The organism is Niallia sp. WK069_GA_01 (assembly GCF_983173855.1).
The window spans coordinates 506889-522322 of the sequence record NZ_OZ470138.1; the positions used below are offsets into that span (position 1 = coordinate 506889).

The window sequence follows — 15434 nt, forward strand, 5'->3', positions numbered from 1 at the left end:
AAGTTATAATTTTAAGTATTTTCAAGAAAAAAAGGGAGATTAATAAGTAAAACCGGCTGAAAATTCGTTGAAACCACGAATACATCTATTTATATAATATGGTTTAATAGATTTTACCGCAATATATTAAGAATATTTTTGCTATTTCTATACTTGTTTAAAGAAGAGCCCACCTACGCCTTCTTTTTATGGATAGCATCATAAAACTTAATTGAGCAATTTAATAGAAATAATTATTTCTATTAAGCCCCATTTTATCTGTTTTACGAGTAGTCCTTTTATCTCCAATTTTCTGCCGTTTTCTCAAGAAGAGAGCGGTCTTTTTTTTATTATCAGAAATTATTACCCAAGGTAGATAAGCACCTATCCTCAGTGAATATGGCTTAAAGTAAAAGTGTAAAAAGGGCTGCCATTTAAAAGTAAAAATCCATACGAAAATAACTTGAGATAATATTATTCAAAGATGTTTTACTTATTGATATAGATTAGGTTACTATTTCAATAGAAGAGTAGTCTTATAATCGCGGCTTTTGATAACAACAATTGAAAAAAATTCCTTTTTTTATAAAAAAAGTAGAATCTTAAAGGGATAAGCGTACAGGATAGCGAATAGTTAAGTATACCTATACAGTATGCAATATTTTAGACTATTAGATGAATTCAATAGGAGTGCAAGATTTCATTATGATACGTGTATTCAGCCGAAAATGGTCAAAAAGAAAAAAGAAAATCAAAGAGAAAGCAAATTCGACATATATTCCAGAACATCAACAGTTATCTAGTGACAAATTTGACTCAGAAATAGGAAAGATGGCGGCTTTTTTTGCTCATGAAATTAGAAATCCTCTCACTACTATTATTGGTTTCACTCAATATTTAGAAAAGGAAGCTAAGGCAAAATCAGAAACAAATATCGCCCATTATTCTTCTATTATTCGTGAGGAAGCAAATAGAATTGAATTGCTTATACAAGAGTTGCTTACATTATCCAAATCTCATTTACATTATGATAATTTAACTATTATTGATGTGAAGCACAGTATTGAAAAAATTGTTACTATTTATTCTCTTCAATTCGAAAAGAAAAATATTACAATTCATACAAACGTTGGTAGTTCCCTTTATATATCAGGGAATGCAAACCGTTTTGAACGATTATTAATTAATTTAATAAAAAATGCTGGAGAAGCTATTGAAGAAAATGGAACCATTTCAATTGAAGCGGCTAAAGAGAATAAAAAAATAGTCATTTCCATTAAAGATAATGGTCCAGGCATTTCTCCAAAGCAACTGGAAGATATTTTCTATCCCTTTTATACAACAAAAGATGAAGGGACCGGTTTAGGCCTGCCAATATGTAAAACCATTGTAGAAACATTAAATGGCCAATTGGAAATCAGCAGTGAATTAAACGAAGGAGTAAATATAACGATATCTATTCCTGAAAGTCGGCATACTTCTTTCGACACATAAAACTTCATGTCCACCTCACTTAGTTGCCATCATACAAAATGGAAAATCTGCATTTTAAACCTAATGATGCTAGTGCAGTTTCCATATAAAAGTAATTGTTTTAAAGCAGTTAGGAGATCGATTGTTTATGAGCTATATAATAACTTTTGTAGTATCTCTAATAGAATGGGCTGGATTAATTTCTTTTCCCCTTATTCTCCTAGGTTATAAATATAAAAATTATATGAAAAATATAATAATTCAATCTGCATTAATGAGCATTATTTCTATCGTACTACATGCTACTTCTTTTCCAGTTCCAGTAATAGTAGGTCTGCAAATAATCATTTTAATTGTTCTAATTAAATTTGGAATGAAAACCAGAAATCTAGAAGCTATTGCATTAACAAGTATCGGATACGGCTTTTATCTATTCCTGCAGCTGCTCATTATAGAACTGTTTACCAGTATTCTGCAAGGAAGTTATTTACGGCTTTTTCAGATGACTAATTTCGCAGTAATTATTCCGATGATTACAATTTCTTTATTATTGTTCTTTTGTTATCTCTTATATCACAATAAGCTGCAAATCTCAGAATTGAGGTATCAATTAAAGGCAGATAATCTTGACAAAAAGATAAAAAGAATTATCCAACTATTGTTTATTCTAACTTATTTATTCATATGTATTGGTGCAGCAGTACTAATGGTGGATGAACAAGTGAAGTATTCATTTGTGTTGCTGAGTATCATTGTTTTATTTGGAATGATGCTATGCTATCTAATTTTGCATTCCCGACTTCAAATGAATCAAATACTAACTGCAAAGAAGTTCTACTTGGATCAAGAACAACAAGTAGCCACCTTTGTGGAAAAATTAAAGCAGGAATATGTGATGCATTTTAGAGCAATTGAAAAATTAAACAAATCGGGCTCTGCTTCTATTATTACAGAGTATATTGATACACATCAGCTGCAGCAGATAAATATTAATTGGAAGAAGAAGGATTTCAGAGAAGGAATGGAAGGACTTGATCCACTTTTATTTTCTTTTTTGATTAATAAAAGAAAACTAGCAGATTTATTAGGGATAGAGCTGTTGATTGATACAAAAATAAGCTCAGAAGAGTTCACTAGTCTAAGCCATATCAGAAACTTAAGTTTAATAATAGATGATTTAATTATCTCGTTATTTCATTCCCAATTTGATGAACAGAAGTTAATTAAATTCAACTTAGAAATAACAGAAAAAAAATTCGTTTATTCCATCTCAGCAAATCTTTCTATTGATCCAAGTAATAATGAGCTAGGTCTATTCGATGCCATTATAAAATTAAAACAAAATAAAGCAACTGTAAATATTGTTTTAGAGCCAGTTAGTGTTAAGATTCTAATTCCTATCCTATAAGGGGTTGAAACAATGATAGAGCGGTATGCGGTAGTTCTTGCGGGTAAAATAAAAAAATGGAATCCTGAAGAAACAGCACCACAGGATGTGTTGATTTTTGGCTTCACGATTATGCTTAATTTATTTAGTACGATGCTATTACTATTTGTTGCTGGTTTTATCATAGGAAAACCATTTGAAGTAGTTGCTATTGCTGTTTCTTTTATGGTTATGCGATTGCTTACAGGCGGACCACATTTCAATAATGCAATTGTCTGCTCATTATGTAGTACACTGTTAATGATAGTTGGCGATTATTTGCCTATTACCTATAAAACCCTTATTTTTTATACAATAGCTGCTGTTTTTTTATTCGTAAGATATGCGCCATTTTACGAACCAGATCAAGTAGTTCATACAAAAAGTTGGGAGCGGAAGAAAAAAAATCTTGCTTTCTGTTTATTAGGTTTTAGTAGTTTGCTTGCGTTTGTTTTTCATTTCCATGTCTTTTTAATCGGAGTGTTTTTACAAAGCGTTACAATCATTCCTTTTGTGATTAAATGTATTCACCGCTTAAACGATGGATTGAAAGGGGGTGAGAAGTATGAAAAAAGCGACTGCTAAATATGTATCGAATCTAACATCTTCTATGTCAAAAATGTTTGTTCAAGCATCAAGCCCATTGATTCATTTGCCGAAGATTCCAACTAGTTTAAAAAAAGTGAAATAAAAGGAAAAGAGAATATGAATAATATGTAATAGACGAACCTTTATTAAGAAAGAGGGTTCGTTTTTTTTTGCAAGAGGATGCTCTCGAATAGTCCGCAGCCAAAATACACTTCGCTTTCCGCGGGGCGGGCGGCGAGCCTCCTCGGAGTAAACTCCTGCGGGGTCTCGCCTGTCCCGCAAATCCCGCAGGAGTCTTCGTGTATTCTGGCTACTCCCTGCTTATAAATTTAAGGAATCTGCTTCTTTTCATGTAACATGGTACAAATTTGTTTTTAGGGGTGTCTATTCTGAAAATGGTTTTGGTTCTCTCGAATAGTCCGCAGCCAAAATACACTTCGCTTTCCATGGGGCGAGCGGTGAGCCTACTCGGAGTAAACTCCTGCGGGGTCTCGCCTGTCCCGCAAATCCCATAGGAGTCTTCGTGTATTCTGGCTACTCCCTGCTTATAAATTTTAGAAATCTGCTTCTTTTCATGTTCTGTGGTTGGCTACCCTGAAAAAAGCAATGCCTTTTTAGAATAGAATATGGATTTATGCATAGAAATAGCACTTATAAAAAAGCTTTCTCAGCTAGATATTTTATTTTGCTAGAGAAAGCGTTTTTTATTTTCTTTTGTGGGAAGCATACAGCTATCTTTTTTTCCAAACCATTTGTAGCGGTTACGAGCAATATAATCGTAGATAGGATCACGAAAATAACAAGGAATGAAGTGAAACAAATAGAAGAGTTTCCACCCTCCTTTTAGATGCCGGCAGATTCGGAGTGCAGCTTCTGATTTTTTATAACATGTTCCGTCTTCTATTAATAAAATGCTGTCTAAATGCTCGGTTATTTTATATTCTTTTAACAGTTTTTGTCCTTTTTCGCCCTGAAGAGATGAAAAGACAAAAACTCCAGCAGGGTCGCGTTTTATAATAAATCGAACAGACCCATTACATAAATTACAAACTCCATCAAAAAGAATAATCTTTTTCAACATAATCACCTGTTACAAGTGTAGCAAAAAAGCAGCCAGCAAAACAAATGAAGATGTAATGCTGGCTGCTTTTATTTTCAAAAAAATAGGAGAATAGTTCAATAAAAGAACATGAATCTACTATTATTGATATAATATTAGTGGGAAGAAAAGTCGGGGAAAACTAATATTAATTATATTGTATCAGTTTGCCACTGCCTGAATAGCCCATGTTTTCTATAGGGCTAGAACCCGTCTGGAGTTTAATAGTTAGACCGGTCATGTTGCCAGTACCAATTAAATCAATACTAAAGGAACCGTTCCCTGATCTAGTTGCAGCACTCCAAACAGTATCACCGTACCAATGTTTCTGAACTACTTGATAGGTAATTTTAACAGCTAGATCTTGTGAAACATACTTATGTGTTTGTGTGCCCGTTAAAGTTGCATTTTTACCGGTAATATTAAATATATTTCCTAAATAGAAAGTAGTATCACTTGCTTTATTTGAAAAGCTCCAAGTGGTTAAGGTAGTGCTTGGAACTCCGCGTGTACCTTTTAGCGGTGCTTTGGATGTAGGTGGAGCAATAGGAGTACCTTCTTCTATCAATTCATAGTCTTCTTGTTTTTTTAAGGAATCCAAAGGAATATGTACTTTCCAAACATTATTATAACGAACCATGGTGAAGGAGACTTTTGAAATCTCTCCATTATCAAAAGTTAATAAAACGTCATATTGCTTATTAGAAGCGTCTATGAATTGTGATTGTACAATTTCATAATTAACTAATTGTTGCATATGGACTTTTTCTGAATACTCCGTTAATTGGGGATCTTTACTTTCCGTATAGCGTTCATCTTGTACATAATCAATCATTTTTTCAGCATCTTGATTTTTAACAGCTTGAAGATAGTCTGTAAGGATGAATGAAGCATCTGTTTCCATTATACTTGCTGATGATAGAGAAGGGAAAATAATCACTCCAATTAAAAACACAAAGCCTAAAAAAATACGTTTCATACTTGTTTCCTCCTTAAATTCCTATTATTGGTATTTGTATTACAATATAACTATACCAAATTTACTAATAAATTAATAATTATTTCCATGGATTTTTCTGTATTTTTTACTATTATATTTTTATAGATTGTGAGGAGTGTATCAAATGGATTTTGAAGAAGAAATTTTACGAGGATATATGGATGTGATTTTATTATCATTGCTTGATCAACAATCCATGTATATAGTGGAAATATCAAAGGAAATACAAAATTATAGTGATGGAAAGTTTGATATAAAAGAATCGACGTTATTTAGTTCACTTAAAGGTCTTGGGAAAAAAGAGTATATTCGCTCTTTTTGGATAGAGAATAAAGAAGTAGGCCGAAGAAAAATATATGAAATTACTGATCTAGGAATTATGTACTATCAAAATAAGAAAAAAGAATGGGGAGTTTTTAAAATAATAATAGATCGATTTTTGGGAGGAAAACTCCATGACAAGAAATATTTATAGAGCAGATAAAAAAATCCGCCATTTTTGCAAACAAGTAAAAAATAATTTAAAAGAGCCATATAGTGTAAAATTAGAGGTGGAAGAAGAGTTATATGAAAGTATAAAAGACAAAATGAATGTATATATAGAAAAAGATTTTTCACCGGAAATTGCAGTCGAGCTGGCAATTAGGGAATATGAGTCTCCGCAAAGTGTTTTAACGGAATTAGCAAATGAATACAAGATAAAAAAATATACGAAAAACACTTTTTTAACAATAAGTATTTTACTATTTTTGATTGGAAGCTTCATTCTTGGAAGTGTATATTGTTGGAATAAAGTTGTTGCAGAAAAGGAAATAAATAGGATTACGCAAGCTATGGATATACTTGCATTAAAAGGAATGAAGAATCAATCTATTATTCCGACTATCGTAGATGAAAATCAAACGATAGAAGCTATCTGGATATCGATTAAAAGCAGCGAAAAACAAAGTAGCCTTACGTATGTGTATCCAGAATACCTACCACTGGAATATAAACATTTTAAAAGGGAAAATAATATTTTCTATCAAACCACTTTAAAAAAATATTCCTATGATAATAAAAGTGGGAAACTTTTGATAAAAGTAACTGTAGCACAATTGCATGCAAATCCATCCTTTTCCATTATCGGAATAACACTAATCCTTTTATCTCTAAGTTTAGCAATTTTATGGGTAGGAGAAAACTATCGTTATCGAAATCCACGAGTTCAGAAAACGAAAAAAGAAGGACGTCCAGAAAATAGAGTGATGTAAACAAAAAGCTTTTTCAGAAGCTAGTAGAAAAAAACTTTCTAAGATCCTGAAGGTAGACACCCAGTGGACAAAATGCATCATGAAAGATGAAAATAAGCCGTTAGATAAGTTGGTAATTATTTGAAGAAAAAGAGCAGTCAGAATACACGAAGACGCCAATAGGAACTGCGGGACAGACGAAATCCCGCGGAGCAAAACTCTGAGGAGGCTCGCTGCCCGCCCCATGGAAAGAGAAGTGTATACTGACTGCGGACCAAATTAAGAGCACAACTTTTCAGGGTAGCCTTACAGAAAGGATCTGTTTTTTGAAGTTTAGCTTGATAAACAGTGGATGCTACACTGCGCCCTTTGATATACAGAAAAATATGCACACCAGAAGTTCCGTTTAATAGTCAATTAATCATACCCTATAAATTAGGAGGGAAAGGTAATGAAAAAACTTGTAGTGTTTTTACTTATATTTTTACTAATAGGAGTGGTTGGCTGCAGTAAAAATGAACCAACTCCTGATGAACGGCTTTCACAATATATCAAGTTATGGAATGATCAAAAGTTTGAGGATATGTATGGATTTCTATCAAAAGAAGCAAAAAAATCCATTTCGAAAAAAGATTTTGTTTCTCGTTATGAAAAATTATACAGCGATTTAGAAATAAAGGATGTAAACACAACCTACACAAAACCTTCAAAAGACGAAGATTTTGATAAAGCAGAGACTGCCTCTATTCCTTTTTCCGTGAAAATGAATAGCGCAGCCGGCGAGATTAGCTTTGACCAAGATGCTACGCTAGTAAAAGAGGAAAAAGAGAAAGAAGAAAACTGGTATATTGATTGGGATACGACCTATATATTTGCCGATTTAGGTGCAGATGATAAAGTATCATTACAAACAATGGAAGCAGAACGCGGCTCTATTGTCGATAAAAACGAGAATCCTTTGGCAATGAATGGTGTAATTTATGAAGTGGGACTTGTCCCAGAGCAGATTGGTGACAATAAAGATATGGTCATTGAACAACTTGCAAAATTGCTCGATATTAAAAAGGAGACGATTGAAAAGGCGTTAAATGCTAATTGGGTTCAGCCAAGTTATTTTGTACCAATTAAAAAGGTCGCAACTGGTGATCAAGCCTATTTAGAGAAGCTCTTCGCATTGCCTGGTGTACAAAAACAAAATTCAAAAGGCAGAATATATCCTTATGGCGAAGCTGCCGCTCATCTGATTGGATATATTGGTAATATAACAGCAGAAGAATTAGAGAAACAAAAGGAAAAAGGGTATGCCAGTACGGATGTTATTGGAAAAAGAGGCTTAGAGCAAGTGTTTGAAGAGCAGTTAAAAGGGACAAATGGACTCAAAATATCCATTAACAAGGCAGATGGATCGAATGTGGTTTTAGCCGAAAAAGAAGTAAAAAATGGTGAAAGTGTAAAATTAACAATAGATGCAGATTTGCAAAAAAAAATATACGATGAAATGGATGGTGACGCTGGAGCTGCTGCAGCGATTAATCCGACAACTGGAGAAACTTTAGCGTTAGTAAGCAGTCCAGCATATGATCCAAACAAAATGGTTGTTGGATTAACTTCTACAGATCGAGAAAAGTATAACAACAATAAATTAGATCCATTTACGAATCGTTTTAAATTAACATATGCACCTGGTTCTGTATTAAAACCAATTGTGGCTGCAGCTGCATTAACCGAGAAAGTTATCACCCCAGAACAGCAGCGGAAGATTACAACAAAACAATGGCAGAAAAATAAATCATGGGGTAGCTATTATGTAACAAGAGTACATAGCAGTACAGCACCTGTTAATCTAGCAAACGCTTTGTTATATAGCGATAATATTTACTTTGCACAAACAGCACTTGATTTAGGAAAAGATAAGTATACAGCTGAATTAAAAAAATTCGGATTTGAAGAAGATTTTTCCTATCCATATCCAATAGAAAAACCAACAATAGGCAAGCTGGATACAGAAATTCAATTGGCGGATTCTGGATATGGTCAAGGACAAGTAGAAACAAGTGTCCTTCATTTAGCAACAGCTTATTCTTCTTTTGTAAATAGTGGAAATGTTATAAAACCGATATTGCTTTCAAGTGAAAAAGCAGGACAGATCGGGAAAGAAAATAGTATGAGCAGTAAAACGGCTGATATTATTTCAAATGATCTTCAACAAGTGATTGACAGTCCGAGTGGAACAGCTCATTCTGGAAAAATTAATGGCTTAACATTGGCAGGGAAAACAGGAACGGCAGAATTAAAAGCAAAACAAGGTGAAAAAGGTACGGAGAATGGCTGGTATGTTGCTTATAACAAAAAAGACAAAGATCTTCTGATTTCCATGATGATAGAAGGTGTGCAAGGAAGAGGCGGCTCCTCACTTGTTGTTAAAAAAGTGAAAAACATTTTGGAATAAAACTATTGTGATTAAATGAGGATTGTTGAGATAAACAGATAATCTCTTTGCCTGATAACTGAGAAGCTAGAGGTGGTTCCTTTCTATTAGACTTCGTCCTAAAATAAAATAGGATTTAATTCATCATTCTTGTTTTTCCTTCATACATTAATTTAAGACGGTGAAGGGAGAGAAAGGAATGAATGCAGTAGAACAAAAAGAACTTCAAAAAGCTATCTCAGAAATTACAGAAATCGCCACAGGTTTTGGGCTGGATTTTTATCCGATGAGATATGAAATTTGTCCTGCCGATATCATTTATACATTCGGTGCATACGGAATGCCGACTCGCTTTTCCCATTGGAGTTTCGGAAAACAATTCCACAAAATGAAGCTGCACTACGATTTAGGATTATCCAAAATATATGAACTAGTTATTAACTCTAATCCTTGTTATGCCTTTTTATTAGACAGTAATTCTCTTATAAATAATAAACTAATCGTGGCCCATGTTTTGGCACACTGTGACTTTTTTAAAAACAACACTCGCTTTGGAAATACAAAGCGGGAAATGGTGGAAAGCATGGCAGCGACTGCTGATCGTATACGTCAATATGAAATACAATATGGAAAACACGAAGTCGAAACATTTTTAGATGCTGTACTTGCGATTGAAGAGCATATTGATCCATCTTTAATGCGGCCAAAACTTGCCTGGAGCATGTCCGATGTAGAATATGAAGAAGTAGAAGAGACATCAAGTTCTCCCTATGATGATTTATGGGGTTTAGATGATCGCAATAAACCGAAAAAATCAAAAACAAGGGTAGTCAAAAAATTTCCGCCGCAACCTGAAAAGGACATTATGCTTTTTATTGAAAGCTTTAGTAGAGAGCTGACAGAGTGGCAAAGGGATATTCTAACGATGATGCGCGAAGAAATGCTCTATTTTTGGCCGCAGCTAGAAACAAAAATTATGAATGAAGGCTGGGCATCCTACTGGCATCAAAGAATAATACGGGAGTTAGATTTAACAAGCGGAGAAGCAATTGAATTTGCAAAATTAAATGCTGGAGTGGTACAGCCCTCGAAAACAGGCATTAACCCTTACTATCTAGGATTGAAAGTATTTGAAGATATTGAGGATCGTTATAATAATCCAACAGAAGAAATGAAGCGAAGAGGCGTACAACCTAATTCAGGCAGAGAAAAGATCTTTGAAGTACGTGAAATCGAATCAGATATATCCTTTTTACGCAATTATTTAACGAAAGATTTAGTGATGCGGGAAGATATGTACCTTTTCCAAAAACAGGGAAGAGATTACAAAATAGTTGATAAAGGCTGGGAGCAAGTGAGAGATCAGCTTGTCAGCATGAGGGTAAATGGAGGTTTCCCATATATCACAGTAAATGATGGAGATTATATGAAAAACGGTGAACTTTATTTAAAACATGGCTTTGAAGGGATAGAGCTTGATTTAAAATATTTAGAAAAAGTACTTCCATATATTCATCAATTATGGGGACGAAATGTCCATATGGAAACAATTGTGGAAGATAAAAATATGCTGTACACGTATGACGGGAAAGCACTGCACCGCAAGTATTTATAAGAAAAAAGGAACGATAGCATATTCTGTTTGTCGAAATATATAGAAAACAGATATAGTTATTTGTCCGTTGAAAAAGGTCTTCTAAATAGGAGGCCTTTTTTCTGTTGCCAGACACTCGCCTTTTCTGTTTATTTTTCACGGTAGTGTTTTCCTTGTAAAGCCCTTTTTTCCAAACATAATTTATACTAGGAAAAAATTTTTATTTACATTAAGAAAAAGAGGGAAAGGAAAATAGGCTAGTGATACAGAATTAGTATAATAGCAGATAAACGATAACATAATGGAAGAAAGGATAGACAAATGCATAAAGATATAGTCGAAAAAAAAGTGATCATTACCGGGTATGGTACGGTTGCAAGAGAATTAGTAAACTTACTTGAACAACAAAAAGACCGATTAGTAAAAGAATATCAAACGTATTATAACGTAGTCGGAATAGTTGGTCTAAATGGCATGATTTATGAGGAGCAAGGCATTGATTTAGCCCTTTTGCTGACTCTTGGAAAAGGATCAGAGGCAGTAGAACAATACGCCAAACGTAAAAGTATCTTAATTCAACAGCCTGTTTACAAAGGGGATGTTTTGATTGAATGCACTCCAACAGACTTAGAAACGGGAGAACCGGCACTTTCTTATATAACCAATGCATTATCAGCAAAAATGCATATTGTGTCTGTCAGTAAAGGTGCACTTATACATGCTTTGCCGCTATTTAAAAAAATGGCAAAAAAGAATAATTGTGAAATAAAATATAGCGGAGCAACTGCAGCCGCTCTTCCAACAATGGATATTGGCGATTTCAGTTTAGCTGGCTGTCAGATTACTAGTATTGAAGGAATATTAAATGGCACATCCAATTTTATATTAACAAGTATGTCAGAAGAAAACTTATCTTTTGAACATGCCCTAAAGATGGCACAAGAACGGGGGATAGCCGAAGCGAATCCAGCACTTGATATACAAGGATTGGATAGTGCCTGCAAAATCTTATTGCTCGCAAATGGACTTCTTCATACCCAATTAACGTTACAGGATATTTCAATCGAAGGAATAGAAAAGGTGACAAAAGCTGATATGCAGTACGCAAAAATCAAAGGAAATGAAATAAAATTGATTGCAAGCGCAGTGGTCAAAAATGATGAAGTAGTAGTGAAAGTGGCACCAAAAGTAATACAACCAGAAAATCCACTGATCCATGTCAAAGGAACAAATAAAGGGATTCTATTTCATACAGAGGAAATGGGAACGATTTGCTGCTTAGGTGGTGCATCCCATCCTAAGGGCGCGGCTGCTGCAGCATTAAAGGATATGATTAACTTGTTTCGTTAACAAAAGTGCTTAGTGTAGTGATAGGTAGATATTATAAATGCAAAGTGAAACGTATATAGCAAATTGCAAGTGTTAACAATTTGCAAACCGGAGGCGAGAAATTTGTCACCTTGTAACAATCAATTCAAAAGAATGGATGTATGATTAACAGGTGACGAAAGGCTTACTTAGTATAATGATTTCTTAGTAATTGGATTTCTTGGAGACTAATTTCTGATACCTAATAATATAGATATCCAGCTGTTCACTTATTTGCAAAGTTTGAGGATCGTTCAACCCTTTAGTGATACCTGACTTCATTAACTTTGTTTTTAAGTTTTCTATGATCTGTAGTAGTTCGCTTACTTTTTCCTCGCTTTTCCTATTAAGTATCATAATATTGGCTCCTAGGTATCAATCTTAATACTTATTTTACCAAAAGATTATGGAAAAAATAAGCTTTTTTACAATAATTTTGGTATAAAAGTTGCACAAAAATCTTGGCGGATCATCGATTTAAACAGAGAACAGTGCGAAAATGATACGAAGGAAGGAGGAAAAGATGCATCTTGAGGATGTAAGCGTTTTATCGTATAATGAAATTATGAGTCAGTGAAAAAATAAAGTGTATTTTTTATACAACAAAATGTAAGCGCTACCTTTTTTGTGAATGCCTCTAACTAAGGTAAATAGAAAGGCTGATAATAATGGTAGAAATGGAAGAAGTAATTTATCATATTATATTGCATGGGGGAAACGGAAAAAGCTGTGCGATGGAAGCAATTTCTGCTGCGAAAGATGGAGATTTTACTTTAGCTGAACAAAAGATGAAAGAAGCAGGCGAGGCTTTAAAGGAAGCACATCATCTTCAAACAGCCCTTATTCAAAACGAAGTAAGAGGTAATCAGATGGATCTATCTTTATTAATGGTGCATGCACAGGATCATCTGATGAATGCTATTATGCTTAAAGATATGGCACAAGAAATTATTGATTTATTTCAATTGGTAAAAATCCGTGAAGGAGAAGAAAATTAATGAGTGGGATGGCTAAAAAAGGGAGGGGAATATCCAAAAAATGACTCCCTTGGTGTGGAAAAAGAGATCAGGCTGTTGAGAGATGTCTACTTTCCGATTTTTAATGCTCGTTACCCAAAGTCGGCAACTCTTTTCCTACGAGGGAGTTCGTTTTTTGATAGATAAATGTATTCATTCAGCATGCATATTTTTAACCGTTAATTTTTCTGTATGTAATAATAAATAAGTAAGATAAGAATGAAGTTCAAAATGTTCCTTGTTAAAAAAATCTTTAATATTTTTATTTGTTGATATGTTCATTAGTTATTCCTCCTTTTAAAAAAAGTATTTCCAATCTACTAATCTTTTATACCTTTATTTTAGAAAAATAAAACTATATTAATAAAATTTATAATGAAATTTTAATGGAGTTACAGTAAAGATGATAAAAATACCGCAAGCAAATAGCAGACAGGCACCGTGAATCTAACAAAAAAAGGCACCCAATTAATGGATGCCGATTTATTATTTTTGCACTGCTTCATTCTTTAATAGTTTTAAAAACGTTTCTTCCTGCACAATTTCAATATCGAGTCCTTTTTGTTTTAATTCGTAAGCTTTTTTCTCCTTGGAACTGATTCCTGTTGATCCGACAAGTTTTGGGTCTTGTTTGCCGACGACCAGATAATTGGTTTTACTGCTGACACCACTTTTCATAATCCCGCCAATATCTACTACTTTTTGCATGGCTTCTTTGCGGTCCATTGACAAAAGATCACCTGTAAAAACAATATTTTTTCCATAAAGCAAGTGATTTTCATTAAAAGAATCAGTTGTTGCGGCAATTTCTGAAATCGCAACACGATTAAAGGTGGGTTTACGGATGCTTTTGCTTTTTTTTCCAAAAGTAGTTTGCGGTTTCAAATCAGCAAATTGTTTAATCGGAATGGTGCTGAATGTTTGGCAATAGGTTTGAAGAGATTTTCTGTTCTTGGCATTTACACAAGCAATCACTAGCTCAGCACATGCTCGTGCATCTGCTCCTGCATGGTGATGATCCTCGATGGAAATTCCAAAACGGGCTGTTCTTTCCTTTAAGGATTGACCAACCTTTTCTCCCCTGCACGCTCTTGTACTAACAGGAATACTGCAAACATATTCAAAATTTGGAGCCTTAATGCCATACGTCTTTAAACTGCAGTATAGTACACTCATATCAAATTGAGCATTATGTGCAACAATAAGAGAAGAGGAAAAATCCTCTTTGATTTGCTCCCATACCTCTTCAAAGTTTTTCTTCCCAATCACATCTTCTTGCTTTATTCCATGTACAGCAGTAAATCTAGCATCAAACTTCAAATTGGGAGGTTTAATAAGAAAATACTGTTCTTTTACTACTTCATTGTTTTCAACATATGCAAGTCCAATGGAACAGGCACTGTCCATATTTTCGTTGGCTATTTCAAAATCAATTGCAATAAAATCCACTCTTTTTATTCCTCCAATCTAGTTTCGTCCAGTCTTTATTGTTTATTATAGTATACTATTTATTTCAATTTCATAGAAAGGGAATTATTTTAAATGATAGAAGAGATGAAAGGATATTTTGAGAGGATAAGGAAAAAAATAATAACTATTATTGGATAGTATTGTAATCTAGCTGTAATAAAAATAGAACAACCCTGTAACCCATTTAATAGAAAATTATGAGAAACTATCTCTAGATGATAGATGTGAGCCACGGAAACGTATTACTAAATTAAGAAAACGTATACTTTCTTAATCTTTACAAAAAGGAAACGCAACGGAGGTTACTTGCATGAAAAAGGTTTTTATCATGAGCATATTGTCATTTGGGCTATTATTTACTGGAATATTTGGGGGACATGAAGCAAGCGCAGCATCCTCTAAATCGATTACAAGCATTGCAACGAAATACATAGGAACACCATATAAATTTGGTGGAACAACACCAAAAGGATTCGACTGTTCCGGTTTTGTAGGATACAGTTATAAAAAGACAGGAAAAAAACTTCCGCGTACCGCAGCAGATATGTATAAAAAAGGAAAAAAAGTGACGAAAAAGAAATTGAAAAAAGGTGATTTGGTTTTCTTTTCCACTTATAAAAAAGGTGCATCACATGTAGGAATATATATGGGTGATAATAAATTTATACATAGCTCTTCACAAGGTGTTAAAATAGACAAGTTGTCTAATACATATTGGAAAGCAAATTATTATGGTGCAAAAAGATTGTAAGAGGTTGTTC

16 protein-coding genes are annotated in these 15434 nt (G+C 33.8%); 11 read left to right on the forward strand and 5 right to left on the reverse strand.

Going from position 1 to position 15434, the window contains the following annotated elements; genetic code table 11:
• The first annotated feature begins 684 nt into the window (after nucleotides 1-684).
• The 4 genes from AC5LWL_RS02395 to AC5LWL_RS02410 all read left to right on the forward strand — a co-directional run bounded on the left by AC5LWL_RS02395 (nucleotide 685) and on the right by AC5LWL_RS02410 (nucleotide 3569).
• Entirely contained in the window at nucleotides 685-1473 is a 789-nt protein-coding gene (locus tag AC5LWL_RS02395; protein ID WP_493432852.1) for a two-component system sensor histidine kinase NtrB, read from the forward strand.
• Nucleotides 1474-1600: 127 nt separating this feature from the next.
• Nucleotides 1601-2860 carry a hypothetical protein gene (locus tag AC5LWL_RS02400; protein ID WP_493432853.1) on the forward strand — a complete coding sequence of 420 codons (1260 nt, stop codon included), beginning with the start codon at nucleotides 1601-1603 and terminating at the stop codon, nucleotides 2858-2860.
• Between the two features lie 12 nt (nucleotides 2861-2872).
• On the forward strand, nucleotides 2873-3463 hold the full coding sequence (locus AC5LWL_RS02405; protein ID WP_493432854.1) for an accessory gene regulator ArgB-like protein: 591 nt from the start codon (nucleotides 2873-2875) through the stop codon (nucleotides 3461-3463).
• A complete protein-coding gene (locus AC5LWL_RS02410) occupies nucleotides 3444-3569 on the forward strand; it encodes an AgrD family cyclic lactone autoinducer peptide (RefSeq protein ID WP_493432855.1) in 126 nt (41 codons plus the stop codon). Before AC5LWL_RS02405 ends, AC5LWL_RS02410 begins: the two co-directional genes overlap by 20 nt.
• Before the next feature lie 585 nt (nucleotides 3570-4154).
• Here AC5LWL_RS02410 and AC5LWL_RS02415 read toward each other — a convergent pair.
• On the reverse strand, nucleotides 4155-4544 hold the full coding sequence (locus tag AC5LWL_RS02415) for a thiol-disulfide oxidoreductase DCC family protein (RefSeq protein ID WP_493432856.1): 390 nt from the start codon (nucleotides 4542-4544) through the stop codon (nucleotides 4155-4157).
• Nucleotides 4545-4713: 169 nt separating this feature from the next.
• Entirely contained in the window at nucleotides 4714-5544 is an 831-nt protein-coding gene (locus AC5LWL_RS02420; protein WP_493432857.1) for a hypothetical protein, read from the reverse strand.
• Nucleotides 5545-5689: 145 nt separating this feature from the next.
• Here AC5LWL_RS02420 and AC5LWL_RS02425 point away from each other — a divergent pair, with 145 nt between their 5' ends.
• From AC5LWL_RS02425 to AC5LWL_RS02445, 5 genes are all read left to right on the forward strand, one after another.
• Complete coding sequence (locus tag AC5LWL_RS02425; RefSeq protein ID WP_493432858.1) at nucleotides 5690-6040, forward strand: PadR family transcriptional regulator; 351 nt, start codon at nucleotides 5690-5692, stop codon at nucleotides 6038-6040.
• Nucleotides 6021-6818, forward strand: a complete 798-nt coding sequence (locus AC5LWL_RS02430) for a hypothetical protein (protein WP_493432859.1) — start codon at nucleotides 6021-6023, stop codon at nucleotides 6816-6818. The genes AC5LWL_RS02425 and AC5LWL_RS02430 overlap by 20 nt, the downstream gene beginning before the upstream one ends.
• 430 nt (nucleotides 6819-7248) lie before the next feature.
• Nucleotides 7249-9246, forward strand: coding sequence for a penicillin-binding transpeptidase domain-containing protein (locus AC5LWL_RS02435; protein ID WP_493432860.1), 1998 nt, complete (start codon nucleotides 7249-7251; stop codon nucleotides 9244-9246).
• A gap of 178 nt (nucleotides 9247-9424) precedes the next feature.
• Entirely contained in the window at nucleotides 9425-10840 is a 1416-nt protein-coding gene (locus AC5LWL_RS02440) for a SpoVR family protein (protein WP_493432861.1), read from the forward strand.
• Nucleotides 10841-11140: 300 nt separating this feature from the next.
• The gene (locus tag AC5LWL_RS02445) at nucleotides 11141-12169 is read left to right on the forward strand and encodes a homoserine dehydrogenase (RefSeq protein ID WP_493432862.1); all 1029 of its coding nucleotides are present in this window, start codon (nucleotides 11141-11143) and stop codon (nucleotides 12167-12169) included.
• A 183-nt stretch (nucleotides 12170-12352) separates the two neighbouring features.
• Here the strand turns inward: AC5LWL_RS02445 and AC5LWL_RS02450 are convergent, their stop codons facing one another.
• Nucleotides 12353-12544, reverse strand: coding sequence for an aspartyl-phosphate phosphatase Spo0E family protein (locus AC5LWL_RS02450; RefSeq protein WP_493432863.1), 192 nt, complete (start codon nucleotides 12542-12544; stop codon nucleotides 12353-12355).
• Nucleotides 12545-12855: 311 nt separating this feature from the next.
• Between AC5LWL_RS02450 and AC5LWL_RS02455 the strand changes: the two genes are divergently transcribed.
• Nucleotides 12856-13185: a PTS lactose/cellobiose transporter subunit IIA gene (locus AC5LWL_RS02455; RefSeq protein WP_493432864.1), complete on the forward strand. Its 330-nt coding sequence runs from the start codon at nucleotides 12856-12858 to the stop codon at nucleotides 13183-13185.
• Between the two features lie 171 nt (nucleotides 13186-13356).
• On the opposite strand, the gene AC5LWL_RS02460 is transcribed toward AC5LWL_RS02455, so the two are convergent.
• Nucleotides 13357-13485, reverse strand: coding sequence for a hypothetical protein (locus tag AC5LWL_RS02460; protein ID WP_493432865.1), 129 nt, complete (start codon nucleotides 13483-13485; stop codon nucleotides 13357-13359).
• A 204-nt stretch (nucleotides 13486-13689) separates the two neighbouring features.
• Nucleotides 13690-14652: an exonuclease domain-containing protein gene (locus tag AC5LWL_RS02465; RefSeq protein WP_493432866.1), complete on the reverse strand. Its 963-nt coding sequence runs from the start codon at nucleotides 14650-14652 to the stop codon at nucleotides 13690-13692.
• 331 nt (nucleotides 14653-14983) lie between these two features.
• On the opposite strand from AC5LWL_RS02465, the gene AC5LWL_RS02470 reads away from it, so the two are divergent.
• A complete protein-coding gene (locus AC5LWL_RS02470) occupies nucleotides 14984-15424 on the forward strand; it encodes a C40 family peptidase (protein WP_493432867.1) in 441 nt (146 codons plus the stop codon).
• The last annotated feature ends 10 nt before the right edge of the window (nucleotides 15425-15434 follow it).